Origin of the sequence: Pseudomonas sp. I8001, assembly GCF_013385345.1 — a bacterium.
Taxonomy (GTDB): domain Bacteria; phylum Pseudomonadota; class Gammaproteobacteria; order Pseudomonadales; family Pseudomonadaceae; genus Aquipseudomonas.
Genome location: NZ_JACAQC010000060.1, coordinates 73458 through 86800, shown reverse-complemented (window position 1 = coordinate 86800; position 13343 = coordinate 73458). Strand labels below are relative to the sequence as shown.

Genomic DNA, 13343 nt, shown 5'->3' with positions numbered 1-13343 from the left:
TTAAGTAGGGGTTGCGTCGCATGTGTGGCATCGTCGGTATCGTCGGTAAGTCGAACGTGAATCAGGCGCTGTATGACGCGCTAACCGTCCTCCAGCACCGCGGCCAGGATGCTGCCGGTATTGTGACCAGCCACGACGGCCGGTTATTCCTGCGCAAGGACAATGGTCTGGTGCGTGACGTGTTCCATCAGCGCCACATGCAGCGCCTGGTCGGGCACATGGGCATTGGCCACGTGCGCTACCCGACAGCGGGCAGCTCGACCTCGGCCGAAGCCCAGCCGTTCTACGTCAACTCGCCCTATGGCATCACCCTGGCGCACAACGGCAACCTGACCAACGTTGAACAACTGGCCAAGGAGATTTACGAATCTGACCTGCGCCACGTCAACACCAACTCGGACTCCGAAGTACTGCTGAACGTGTTCGCCCACGAGCTGGCCCAGCGCGGCAAGCTGCAGCCGACCGAAGAAGACGTGTTCGCTGCCGTGACTGACGTGCACAACCGCTGCGTCGGTGGCTATGCGGTAGTGGCGATGGTGACCGGCTACGGTATCGTCGGTTTCCGCGACCCCCACGGCATCCGCCCGATCGTGTTCGGCCAGCGTCATACCGACGAAGGCGTCGAGTACATGATCGCTTCCGAAAGCGTGTCCCTGGACGTGCTGGGCTTTACCCTGATTCGCGACCTGGCGCCGGGCGAAGCGGTCTACATCACTGAAGACGGCAAGCTGCACACCCGTCAGTGCGCACTGAACCCGAAACTCACCCCGTGCATCTTCGAACACGTCTACCTGGCGCGTCCGGATTCGATCATCGACGGTGTTTCGGTGTACAAGGCGCGCCTGCGCATGGGCGAGAAGCTGGCGGACAAGATCCTGCGCGAGCGCCCGGATCACGACATCGACGTGGTTATCCCGATCCCGGACACCAGCCGCACCGCTGCGCTGGAGTTGGCGAACCACCTGGGCGTGAAATTCCGCGAAGGCTTCGTCAAGAACCGTTACATCGGCCGTACCTTCATCATGCCTGGCCAGGCTGCGCGCAAGAAGTCGGTGCGCCAGAAGCTCAACGCGATCGAGCTGGAGTTCCGCGGCAAGAACGTGATGCTGGTGGATGACTCCATCGTACGCGGCACCACCTGCAAGCAGATCATCCAGATGGCCCGCGAAGCCGGTGCGAAGAACGTTTACTTCTGTTCCGCCGCGCCTGCCGTGCGTTACCCGAACGTGTACGGCATCGACATGCCGAGCGCCCACGAACTGATCGCCCACAATCGTTCGACCCAGGACGTTGCGGACCTGATCGGCGCCGACTGGCTGATCTACCAGGACCTGCCGGACCTGATCGAAGCCGTCGGTGGTGGCAAGATCAAGATCGAGGAGTTCGATTGCGCGGTGTTCGACGGCAAGTACGTCACCGGCGATGTCGACGAGGCCTACCTGAACAAGATCGAGCAGGCCCGTAACGATTCCTCGAAGATCAAGACCCAGGCGGTCAGCGCGATCATCGACCTGTACAACAACTGAGTAGACACCGGCCCTGAGGGGCCGGTTTTGTATCTTTGATAAAGCATTCGAGTTGAGGAGTAGAGCATGAGTCAGGAATGGGATGCCGGTCGCTTGGACAGCGACCTCGATGGCGTAGCTTTCGATACCCTGGCTGTGCGCGCCGGCCAGCACCGCACCCCGGAAGGTGAGCACGGTGACCCGATGTTCTTTACCTCCAGCTATGTGTTCCGCACTGCGGCCGACGCCGCTGCGCGTTTTGCCGGTGAAGTACCGGGCAACGTTTATTCGCGTTACACCAACCCGACCGTGCGCGCGTTCGAAGAGCGTATCGCCGCGCTGGAAGGCGCCGAGCAAGCTGTCGCCACTGCCACGGGCATGGCTGCGATTCTCGCGGTAGTCATGAGCCTGTGCAGCGCCGGCGACCACGTCCTGGTATCGCGCAGCGTGTTTGGTTCGACCATCAGCCTGTTCGAAAAGTACTTCAAGCGTTTTGGTATTGAAGTCGACTACGTGCCGCTGGCGGACCTGTCCGGCTGGGACGCGGCCATCAAGGCCAACACCAAATTGCTGTTCGTCGAGTCGCCGTCCAATCCATTGGCCGAGCTGGTGGACATTGCCGCATTGTCCGAAGTGGCCCACGCCAAGGGCGCGATGCTGATCGTCGACAACTGCTTCTGCACCCCTGCATTGCAGCAGCCGCTGAAGCTGGGCGCAGACATCGTTGTGCACTCGGCCACCAAGTTCATCGACGGCCAGGGCCGTTGCATGGGGGGCGTGGTTGCCGGCCGCAGCGAGCAGATGAAGGAAGTGGTGGGCTTCTTGCGCACCGCCGGCCCGACCCTGAGCCCGTTCAACGCCTGGATCTTCCTTAAAGGCCTGGAGACCTTGAGCCTGCGGATGAAGGCCCATTGTGCCAACGCCCAGGCCCTGGCCGAGTGGCTGGAGCAGCAGGACGGCATCGAGAAAGTCCACTACGCCGGCCTCAAGAGCCACCCGCAACACGAGTTGGCCCAGCGCCAGCAGCGTGGTTTCGGCGCCGTGGTGAGTTTCGAGGTCAAGGGCGGCAAAGAGGGCGCCTGGCGCTTTATCGATGCGACTCGCTTGATCTCCATCACCGCCAACCTGGGTGACAGCAAGACCACTATCACTCACCCGAGCACCACCTCCCACGGCCGCCTGGCGCCGCAGGAGCGTGAAGCTGCCGGGATCCGTGACAGCCTGATCCGCATTGCGGTGGGCCTGGAAGACGTCGCTGACCTGCAGGCCGACCTGGCCCGTGGGTTGGCTGCCCTGTGATCGAGTGGTCCATGGAGGCGGCGAGCGCCAGTAACGGGCGGGTCGCGCTGGTGACCGGCGCGGCGCGGGGCATCGGCCTGGGGATTGCCGCCTGGTTGATCAGCGAAGGCTGGCAGGTGGTATTGACGGACCTGGACCGAGAGCGGGGTTCCAAGGTGTCCAAGGTGCTCGGCGACAACGCCTGGTTTATTACCATGGACGTGGCCGATGAGCGGCAGGTTGCCCAGGGCGTGGCCGAGGTACTTGGCCAGTTCGGGCGCCTGGATGCGCTGGTGTGCAATGCCGCTGTGGCCGACCCGCGCAACATCACCCTGGAAAGTCTCGACCTGGCTTACTGGAATCGTGTACTGGCGGTGAACCTCAGTGGTCCCATGTTGCTGGCCAAGCACTGTGCGCCCTACCTGCGGGCCCACGGCGGCGCCATCGTCAACCTGGCGTCGACCCGGGCACGCCAGTCGGAACCGGACACCGAAGCCTATGCGGCGAGCAAGGGCGGTTTGCTGGCCCTGACCCACGCGTTGGCTATCAGCCTCGGGCCGGAAGTACGGGTCAATGCCGTCAGCCCGGGCTGGATCGATGCCCGTGACCCGGCTGCACGCCGTGCCGAGCCGCTGACGGATGCGGATCACGCCCAGCACCCGGCGGGCAGGGTAGGCACTGTGGAAGACGTAGCGGCGATGGTGGCGTGGTTGCTGTCGCGCAATGCCGGGTTTGTCACCGGGCAAGAGTTCGTCGTCGACGGCGGCATGAGCAAGAAGATGATTTACACCGAGTAGGGCGGGTCGCGGTCCTGAAGCCATTTTGTCTTTTTCAGAAAAACTTCAAGCAGGCTATTGACTTAGGTCCGCTACCTGCGTAAATTTCGCGGCCTCAACGAAGCAAAGGGTGATTAGCTCAGCTGGGAGAGCATCTGCCTTACAAGCAGAGGGTCGGCGGTTCGATCCCGTCATCACCCACCACTTCTTGAGAGTTTTGCCCTAGGGCAAGACGCAACGTTAAAGGTTGCACCGACGCGCAGCGGTAGTTCAGTCGGTTAGAATACCGGCCTGTCACGCCGGGGGTCGCGGGTTCGAGTCCCGTCCGCTGCGCCATATTTTCCAGGTCTGATGTTTCAGATTTGAGATTGAACAGCCAAGGTTGGTCAGTCAGATGTTTGAAGGCGGTTGAAGGTGACACTTCAGCAGTCTGAGCGATACGCAGCGGTAGTTCAGTCGGTTAGAATACCGGCCTGTCACGCCGGGGGTCGCGGGTTCGAGTCCCGTCCGCTGCGCCATATCTGTTCCAGGGCCCACTGAACGCCCTGAGACGCCAAAGCAAGCCGCTGGCTTGGTTGGATCGATAGCAAAGACCCTGGTCGAAAGACCGGGGTTTTTTGTGTCTGCGATTGGGTGCCGGCGCGGCAAGTACAGGGGCCGGCAAGCCAGCCCCGTGGTCCGGGGTCAGAATCCCAGCTTGTCCCGCAACCCGTAATACCAGGCCCCCAGCGCCGCAAACGGCGTGCGCAACAGTTGTCCGCCGGGGAAGGGGTAGTGCGGCAGGCCGGCAAACGCATCAAAACGTTCTGCCTGGCCTCTCAGCGCTTCCGCCAGTACCTTGCCCGCCAAGTGGGTATACGTCACGCCATGGCCGCTACAGCCCTGGGAGTAGTAGATGTTATCCCCCAGGCGACCGACCTGCGGCAGGCGCGACAAGGTCAGCAGGAAATTGCCGGTCCAGGCGTAGTCGATCTTCACGTCCTTGAGTTGCGGGAAGGCCTTGAGCATCTTCGGCCGGATGATCGCCTCGATATTCGCCGGGTCACGCGCGCCGTACACCACGCCACCGCCGAAGATCAGGCGCTTGTCGCTCGTCAGGCGGTAGTAGTCCAGCAGGTAATTGCAGTCCTCGACGCAGTAATCCTGCGGCAGCAGCGTCTTCGCCAGTTCATCGCCCAGTGGCGCGGTGGTAATCACCTGCGTACCACACGGCATCGACTTGGCCGCCAGTTCCGGAACCAGGTTCCCCAGATAGGCGTTGCCCGCGACAATAATGAACTTGGCCCTGACCTTGCCGTGCGCCGTATGCACTACCGGATTGGCGCCGCGCTCGATGCGAGTCGCCGCCGACTGCTCATAAATCGTGCCGCCCAGGGACTCCACGGCTGCCGCTTCGCCCAGCGCCAGGTTCAGCGGGTGAATGTGCCCGCCGCTCATGTCGAGCAGGCCGCCCACATAGTTGTCACAGGCGACCACCTCGCGAATGCGCCGCTCGTCCAGCAACTCCAGCTGGGTGTGGCCGTAGCGCTCCCACAGGCGCTTCTGCGACTCCAGGTGGCCCATGTGCTTGCTGTTCAGTGCCGCGAACACACCGCCGTCCTTCAGATCGCACTGGATCTGATACTTGGCCACCCGCTCCCGAATGATCCTGCCGCCTTCAAATGCCATGTCGCCGAGTAATTTCGCCTGCTGGGGGCCGACACTACGCTCGATCACATCGATATCACGGCTGTAGCTGTTGACGATCTGCCCACCATTGCGGCCCGACGCGCCAAAGCCTACCTTGGCAGCTTCCAGCACTGTCACGCGAAAGCCGTTTTCCAGCAGGAACAGCGCACTGGACAGGCCGGTATAACCGGCGCCAATCACGCACACATCGGTTTCAACTTCACCTTGCAGCTCTGGGCGAGGAGGTACCGCATTCGCAGACGCGGCGTAATACGACTGGGGGTAGGGGGTGTTCGCCATCCTGGAACCTCTGTTTTATATTTTTTACGAGTGCGCCGATCCTACCTGAGTTGAAAATCCGCTGCCAGCCGCCGGAAAATACCGTTGTGCTGGCCACAAATAAAAAATTCGCATATTCATAGGCTTAGCTGCAAAAAAGGTGTTGACACCCCTCGGGAATTCCGTAGAATGCCGCCTCACAGCAGGCACGTAGCTCAGTTGGTTAGAGCACCACCTTGACATGGTGGGGGTCGTTGGTTCGAGTCCAATCGCGCCTACCAAACAAAATCCGCTCTGCTGGGCGGTCTAGAAGGGCTCACCGAAAGGTGGGCCCTTTTTTGTTGCCTGTGTTTCGTCCTGAATGAGGTCTACACCTTCTGATCTATTTCCAGGAGGGCGTAATGGAGACAGGAAAAAGGCGTAGCCATCGAGACTACACGCTGACCTTTAAATTGTCGGTCGTCGACCAAGTCGAAACGGCGAGCTGGGCTGTAAATAGGCTCAAGAGCGCTACCGGATTCAAGGCAAAACCACCGTTCTGACGTGGTTACGCAAGCGTGGTCGGCAAGAGTGGAGCCCCGGCACATCGATTGGCTCGCCGGGATGGGTTCTGTGCCCGACAGAAACCGACCACTAACGCCATGGCAACGCATCAAAGATGCTTGAAGAACAGTTGGCGTTTTCCAATCAGAAAGCGCAGTTTTTCGAGGCGGTCGTGGATGTCTTGAAAAACGCCTATGGTCTCTCTGTCGTAAAAAAAGCGTCCCGGCAATTCCTCGCGCATAAACCAATCCAGAACCTGAGCATCAGCAGGGCTTGCCAGTGCTTGGGGATAAGCCGACAGGCTTACTGCAAACGCAATCGCACCGATGCAACTCGCCTGGTTCTGGATCAGAAAGTTGCCGACTTCGTTCAACAAAAAAGTCAGCGTCGGCCGCGTCTGGGTACCCGAAAGCTGCACCACTTGCTGCGTTGCCAGCCTCAACTTGAACTGCAAGTGGGGCGAGATCGGCTGTTTTCGATCCTGCACCGAAGGCGTTTACTGGTGGTCCGCAAGCGGGCGTAGCACAAGACGACCGACAGTCATCATCGCTTTCTGCGCTATCCGCACCTACTTAAACCGGGTCCTGATCAGGTTGTTCCAATCGGTCCGGAAAAAATCCGGGTAGCTGACATCACCTAACTGCCCGTTCAGGAAGGTGTGGCCTATCTGAGACTTGTGACGGATGCTTTTTCACGAAAGGTCGTGATTACCAGGTCCATGAAAGTCTGCACACCGAGTCGGTAGTGCAGGTTACGTCGAGCCGTGAATCAGGATCAAACCGCGCAGCCACTGGTTCATCACTCGGACAGAGCCGGCCAGTATCGCTTGGGAATGTACCAGGAACAGCACGCGAAACACGGCATCCGGTGTTCCATGACGGGCGGCTATGACTGCTACCAAAATGCTTTGGCAGAGCGGGTCAACGGGATCTTGAAGGCGGCGCTTCTGCCTGAGCGACAACAGGATTTCATGCAGTCCGTAGAGCCAAAGGTTACTCAGCGCATGCTCAACGAATTATCGCCATCACCGACGAATGGGGGAGCGTCGTGACCGCGCTGCGGCTTGGCAGGCGTACGCCGGAGCGATTGCTCGTTGATTGCGATCAAATGTATAAACGGTAGGTCTTGACAGGACAGAGATTCTTTCTCACAGAAGGCAAGATAAAAAACAATATTATCAATTGCTTGCGCAAGACCTTTATAAAATAACTGTATGGATGTACAGTTAGTCGGTGCCGATTTGGCGCCAATAAAAGAATTAAGAGAGAGTTCATGCCGATTTACAGAGATACCCCTTACGTCTTCACCCCGGACCCTGAGAATGATAATGGGCCACGGATCCAAGCGCTGTTGAAAGCCGGTTACCGTTGGCTCCAAATCAATGGCACCGAATGCCCAATCGGCACCACCGTTCTTCTGAATCGTGACGACAAATGGCCGTATAGCGGGCAGATCATTGAGCCAGCACCTGGCATCGACAAGGTGACAATCGACTGCACAGGCGTGGGCAGACACCCGGATCAGCCGTCTAACCCTAGCTATGCGGCTATCGACTATCAGGGCAACGTGCTTCCGGCCAGCTACCTGACCGCCATCGCGCATGTGAATACGACCCAGATCTTTGTCGGTGACTCATCGAAGTACACCAACGGCGACTGGATCGTTATTTCTGACGCGTCGACTGATTTCCCCAATATGCCGCTGCCACTCGATGGCCCTATGGAAGTCCGCCAGGTCATCTTTGTTCTGGCTGGATCGTTGATCATCAACCGCGTGATCAAGCGTGAACACCCGCTGGGCGCCATTGTCGCCAAGTGCACGCCGATCCAAAACGTATACATCCGCAACCTTGAGTTCACCGGTAACGCCACCGTCGGCCTGCATATGCACTACGCGCAGCAGTGCGTACTTGAAAACATTACGTCGGTGGATTGGAGAGGTCGATGCATGCTGTTGCTCGACAACGGCGGTGAGAACAACCTGATCCTGAATAGCTACTGTACCGGTACCGAAGCAGGCGTAGGCCCTGAGCAAAATGCCTGGGGTGTGGTGGTGGAGGGGCAGGACTCGACCAAAATAGTTAACTCTGGCGGCGAGCGGTGCGGCAACGGTGCGGCGATGACCTATAGCATTGACACCGTGTTCGTAAACACCCGGGCCAGGCTGAATACGGTGAACGCCGCTGTAACGTTTGCATCTATCCGTAGCGGATTCTTGAGGCCAAAAGTAGGCAGCCCGCTCGCCCTGAACACATACATCAGTGATGATAGCGTCGATTGTTACATCGTTAATCCACAGCCGTTTTCCTAAAAACAGGCATGAAAAAGCCCGCATTTTGCGGGCTTTTTAATGTTACAGCGGAACGTGCTGCAGGTTTTTAGGATCGTCGAGTGACCTCGCGATCTTCTTGCCAAGGATATGTGTCGGGTTTTCGATGGCCTTGTGTATCAACCAAGATAACAGGATCGTTATAGCTGTTTGAATAATCAATGCCGGAATTTCGCTGATACCTTGGTCGATCATGATGCGCATTCCTACGATGCCAAAGGCACCATGGCATGCATACAGGGGATAGCTGATATTCGCCAGGAAGTCGAACACCGGGCCGCCACTCCAGTCCTGGGCCAGTAGGTAGAAGGATGTGAACAGTGCAAAGGCGGCACAGTAGGAAACGATAACCTCGATCTGCCACCCCTCTGTGATACAGCTGTAACCGAAAACGCAAAGCATTCCTGCGGAAATGGCAAACAGCCGTTCAAGACTCAGCAGGCCTCGGAAGTGATAATTAAACGCCACGCCGATCAGCATGAAGAAGATGTATTTGATCGGGTAAACAAAGGCGGCAAGCGGTCCCGTTTGGTAGATATTCCCCGGATAGAGGTTCGCGGCCAGGATGGTTGCGATACCCAGGGCGAATAGAGGAAAGAGCTTGCCCCTGCCAATCATCGACCAACACAGAAGTACCACCAGGTAAAACTTGATTTCCACTTCAAGCGTCCACACAACCCCGTCCAACGGTGTCGAGCTGCCGAACCAGTCACGGAACAACGACATCTGCATCAGTACTTGTGGTGCAGTGTATGAGGTTGTGTAACCCATGTAGCCCGCAGCAACCTCCAGCGCACCAAGCGTGATCAGCAGCCCGACAATGTAGGTAGGCCAGATCCTGAACAACCGACCTATGACAAACTTCGTTTTTGCGAGCTGCTTGCCTTGCAGGCTGGCGACTGAGATTGGAATCACCAGGCCACTGATCAGGAAGAACAAAGCAACACCGAACGCACCCATGTTCAAATTGTCGAGCGGGTTGAAGACGCTGATCATCATGCCTGGAAACGGGTTCTCCGCAAGTGCCGGAAGGCCGCCGAATTCACCGCGGAGATAGTTGAACATCAGGATGTAGTGGGCAATGACCACACAGATGGCTGCGATACCGCGTAAGGCGTTCGCAAAAGCGATCCGTTGCATGATTTTTCCTTTTTATTTCTGACATGTTTCGATTTTGTGGCGAATTCTATACAGATTGCACTCGTAAAGCCAAAAGCTGGTGTCATTCTGCCTATGTTGTGAATTTCTTTAGCTCCGTCAGCAGTTGCTGGTTCTCCCTGAGCAGGTAGTCGCGTTGGTTGGCAGCAAGCTTCATGCTGAGAATGCCGGGCTCCGTGGACGCCCGCTTCAATTCGCCGAGTTCGATCTGCGGTGTCTTCAGAGCGCTCTCTGCCTTCTTCGCTCAAGAAATATTCCCTGAATGGCTTTCTCTTGCCCCCAACCCGAAGGCTTCCCTAGGACTGGCGATCATTCCCTCTCGCGAGGCGCTCTAAAAAACGATACGTATGCCTAGTGCGGCTTATGCTTTTTATTTAATTGACCGGATGGAATGCAGCGTGAGGTTGGGCAGGCATTGTTGAATTATTTTTTGAGCTTAAGTTGAATGCGCGTCGCCAGTAGAAACCCATTATCAGCAGAAATATAGGGCCTGTAGATGGGGAAGAAAGACCATCTTGAAATACATTGAATACAGTAAAGAATGGTATGACCATTGCCATCATTGCAATGTAAAATCTCTTTTGAAATTCATCGCTTTGAGGGATTTTGAAGAAAGGTTTTACGATGCTCCACAGGAATATCAGATAGAACAATCCAGCAAGACCTCCCATTTTCCAAATGGCACCTAAATATTGATTGTGTGGCGTATAACCTGATGTGCTCACATCGTTATCGAAGTAGCCAAGCTCAGAGTTAAAAAGCCCATAGCCACCAAAGCCAGTACCAAATATCGGGCTGCTTATTAAGTCATCAATAATTATCATGTACAGGCCTAATCTTCCTGATGAAACTCCATCCCAATTTCCAGAGTAGATGTTGTCTGTCATCAAAAGTATTTTGGCGAATAATTCAATAAAGTAGTCTGAAAAAATCGCTATTATGGTTGCAGATGTAACGATGGCAAGCGTGATGTATAGAGCAGCTCTAAATATCCTGCCGACTGTCATTTTTCCCGCGAAGAAGCAACATACGCAACTAACGATTAAACCAAATGCAGCTTGTCTAGATCCACTGCCTAGTACGAGTATTAAGCTGCACAACATTCCAGTGTAGGAAATAATCCGTATGCTTTTTTTGGGTTTCATGATTACGCCTAGCGCTAGACAAATCATGAATGCCGTCGAAAAAAATACAGCTATTCCATTTATTCCATTGCTACCATGAAATTTCATACCGAAAAATGTAGGGTCGAAGACGGCACCGTAAATGACTTCGCCTGGGATACGCTCAAATTCAGTAAATATAGTAACGTGGCCCTTCATGAAAATCGCGTCAACCGTTGCTGCAAGCGCGGTTGCCGTGAGTAGATAAATCAATGTCTTGTTGAACCTGTCAGGGTGAATGCTTGACTCTCCAATGTTTCTACCCAGCAAATAGACCAGGTATGGCTTGAAGAAAAACGCTATGGAGAAAATAGATCTGGCGATGTTTCCCGGCTGGATAAATAATTGTATGTATATTAGTGAGATGAAAGAGAAAATTATGCTGAGTAGCAGCCACTTATTTATCTTGTGGTGAATGATTAGTATGTAAGGGAGGATAAGTAGGCATAGCAAGTCAGATGGGGCAATTTCAACGCCAAGAGCAGGCACGAATATTCTTAGTGGAATGCACAGTAAAACAGCTGATAAAAATAAAAGCATGTTCGACTATCCCTGTAGTAACAAAACTTAAAAAGGCACACTTCATGCATTCTTTATTGTCTTGAGCGCCTTTTGAGGCAGCGTCATGCCGCCCATCTGCGCGCCAGAATAGTTAACTTGTCATGGCAAGCTTGCCGAAAGCGCGAAACGTGATCGAAAATTGATAAGTGGCATGATGGTTCCTTTGTATTGCGGTAATCGAAGATCCGTTCGAATTGCTGAAATTGTAGACGTGTTTCGGCGTAGCGAGAGTATTTCGAGTTGTTCGGTTGGCAGGACACTGGGAGTGGATGACTACTGTAGGAATATACAACCCTAAGTTATTGATTCTTATAGGGTGAAACGGCAAATTCGTAGCCTTCAAAAGGGAGAATTTTCCCCTGTGGATCAATCGGTTACATATTTCTCGGGATCACCTTCAAATGGTGGGGGTCGCTGGCTCGAGTCCAATGGCGCCGACCAAACAAAATCCGCTCTTCTGGGCGGTCTGGAAGGGCTCACCGAAAGGTGGGCCCTTTTTTGTTGCGATGTGCGAAGCCTTTGCAACCTACCTCCTCAAAATGACAATTCGGCGTCCCTCCCTGGCTTGTCGATTTATCCCGTTGTGCTTCTTTCGAGCGTGCTTCGGCATCTTCTTTTCCCGTCTCCGATCAGCCTCACTGAACGCGACAACGGAGTGATCACGCGTCCGGCGCGTGTGATGCGTATGGCGGTGTCGGTGGGCAATAAAGTGAGCTAGAGAATACTGCTTTTGTAGGATTTTTAGCTGTATATATGTACAGTTGTTTCGCCAAAAAATGGCCATGGGAAATCAGGAGAAGTCATATGTCAATTTACAGCGATACCCCTTATGTTTTTACGCCGGATCCCTCTGCGGATAACGGCCCTCAACTCCAGTCGGTGATGAAGGCCGGATACCGCTGGATTCAAATCAATGGCACTGACTGCCCGATCGGGACAACAGTCCTGCTAAACCGTGATGACAACTGGCCCTACAGTGGGCAGATCATCGAGCCTGCCCCAGGGATCGATAAGGTCACTATTGACGTTTCAGGGATCGGTCGTAACCCGCTGGACCCAACAGATCCGAGTTATGCCGCCATCGACTACCAGGGTAATGTTCGCCCGGGCAGTTATCTGACCGCGCCGGCCTACGTCAATACGACCGAAATCTCCGTGGCTGATACCACTCCGTACACAAACGGTTCCTGGATCGTCATCTCGGATGCTTCAACCGATTTTGCAACCTACCCGATGCCACTCGACGGCCCGCTGGAGGTTCGCCAGGTTATTTATGTGCTGGCTAACTCATTGATTGTTAATCGCGTAATCAAACGTGATCATCCCCAGGGCGCAATCGTGGCTTTATGTGACCCGATTAAAAACGTGTACATCCGCAACCTTGAATTCACCGGGGACGCTGCGGTAGGGCTGCATCTGCACTACGCGCAACATTGTGTGATCGAGAACATCACGTCGGTCGACTGGACTGGGCGCTGCATGCTGCTGCTGGACAACGGTGGTGAGTACAACACCATTCTTGATAGTTATTGCACGGCTACAGAGCCAGGTGTCGATCCTGAACAGACCGCCTGGGGTGTCGTCATCGAGGGGCAGGACTCTACCCGCGTGATTAATTCAGGTGGTGAAAATTGCGGCTTGGGGATGGGGATGAATTACAGCATTGATTGTGTGTCGATTAACGCAAGGGCTCGCCTCAATACAGTAAACGTTGGGGTCTATACCGCATCCATTCGTACGGGGTTCCTTCGACCTGCGACCGAATCCCCTCTGATCCTGGATAACGTCATCACTTCAGACTGCGTTGATTGCTATATGGTTGAACCCATACCTTTTTCCGGATAATCATGGAAAAAAAGGCCCGCATTGAGCGGGCTTTTTTATTGGGAATATTTATTCCCAGGGTACAGGTTCGCGGCCAGCGCCGTTGCGACGCCCAGCAACAGAGCGGCCGCAATTGTCCCTTGGTACTCATTGGCCAACACAGAAGCACGGCCAGGTAGGGCAGATTCGAATGGGCGCTGAGTCGGCAGGATGCCGCGGACCTGTAAAGCGCCCGTCCAGACGCAGTTCTGCAGCCATTG

The 13343-nt window shown here is 55.3% G+C and carries 8 protein-coding genes, 4 tRNA genes and 1 pseudogene; 10 read left to right on the top strand and 3 right to left on the bottom strand.

From position 1 onward, the window contains the following. Positions 1 to 20: 20 nt before the first annotated feature. The 6 genes from purF (at position 21) to HX839_RS30160 (ending at position 4077) form a co-directional block, all read left to right on the top strand. Positions 21 to 1526 (top strand): amidophosphoribosyltransferase, encoded by a 1506-nt coding sequence (gene purF / locus HX839_RS30185; RefSeq protein WP_003212683.1) that lies wholly within the window; start codon positions 21 to 23, stop codon positions 1524 to 1526. A gap of 66 nt (positions 1527 to 1592) precedes the next feature. Continuing rightward, positions 1593 to 2804: an O-succinylhomoserine sulfhydrylase gene (locus HX839_RS30180; RefSeq protein WP_008438742.1), complete on the top strand. Its 1212-nt coding sequence runs from the start codon at positions 1593 to 1595 to the stop codon at positions 2802 to 2804. Between the two features lie 11 nt (positions 2805 to 2815). After that, positions 2816 to 3580, top strand: coding sequence for an SDR family oxidoreductase (locus HX839_RS30175; protein ID WP_003212687.1), 765 nt, complete (start codon positions 2816 to 2818; stop codon positions 3578 to 3580). A 107-nt stretch (positions 3581 to 3687) separates the two neighbouring features. Continuing rightward, a tRNA-Val gene (locus HX839_RS30170) sits at positions 3688 to 3763 on the top strand. A 55-nt stretch (positions 3764 to 3818) separates the two neighbouring features. After that, positions 3819 to 3895, top strand: a tRNA-Asp gene (locus tag HX839_RS30165). 105 nt (positions 3896 to 4000) lie between these two features. Further along, positions 4001 to 4077: transfer RNA gene (locus HX839_RS30160), tRNA-Asp, on the top strand. A 166-nt stretch (positions 4078 to 4243) separates the two neighbouring features. Here HX839_RS30160 and HX839_RS30155 read toward each other — a convergent pair. Next, a complete protein-coding gene (locus HX839_RS30155; protein WP_003212689.1) occupies positions 4244 to 5527 on the bottom strand; it encodes an FAD-binding oxidoreductase in 1284 nt (427 codons plus the stop codon). A 183-nt stretch (positions 5528 to 5710) separates the two neighbouring features. On the opposite strand from HX839_RS30155, the gene HX839_RS30150 reads away from it, so the two are divergent. From HX839_RS30150 to HX839_RS30135, 3 genes and pseudogenes are all read left to right on the top strand, one after another. Then, positions 5711 to 5787 (top strand) — tRNA-Val (locus HX839_RS30150). Positions 5788 to 5907: 120 nt separating this feature from the next. After that, a pseudogene (locus HX839_RS31725) lies at positions 5908 to 7034 on the top strand (IS3 family transposase); the annotation flags it as partial. Between the two features lie 287 nt (positions 7035 to 7321). Continuing rightward, on the top strand, positions 7322 to 8359 hold the full coding sequence (locus tag HX839_RS30135; protein WP_177021768.1) for a hypothetical protein: 1038 nt from the start codon (positions 7322 to 7324) through the stop codon (positions 8357 to 8359). A gap of 42 nt (positions 8360 to 8401) precedes the next feature. Here HX839_RS30135 and HX839_RS30130 read toward each other — a convergent pair whose 3' ends face one another. Together HX839_RS30130 and HX839_RS31965 are read right to left on the bottom strand one after the other, a co-directional pair. Further along, positions 8402 to 9517 (bottom strand): acyltransferase, encoded by a 1116-nt coding sequence (locus tag HX839_RS30130; RefSeq protein WP_177009382.1) that lies wholly within the window; start codon positions 9515 to 9517, stop codon positions 8402 to 8404. A gap of 392 nt (positions 9518 to 9909) precedes the next feature. Continuing rightward, entirely contained in the window at positions 9910 to 11187 is a 1278-nt protein-coding gene (locus tag HX839_RS31965) for an O-antigen ligase family protein (RefSeq protein WP_177068145.1), read from the bottom strand. An 876-nt stretch (positions 11188 to 12063) separates the two neighbouring features. On the opposite strand from HX839_RS31965, the gene HX839_RS30120 reads away from it, so the two are divergent. Continuing rightward, positions 12064 to 13104 carry a hypothetical protein gene (locus HX839_RS30120; RefSeq protein ID WP_177009384.1) on the top strand — a complete coding sequence of 347 codons (1041 nt, stop codon included), beginning with the start codon at positions 12064 to 12066 and terminating at the stop codon, positions 13102 to 13104. Positions 13105 to 13343 lie beyond the last annotated feature (239 nt).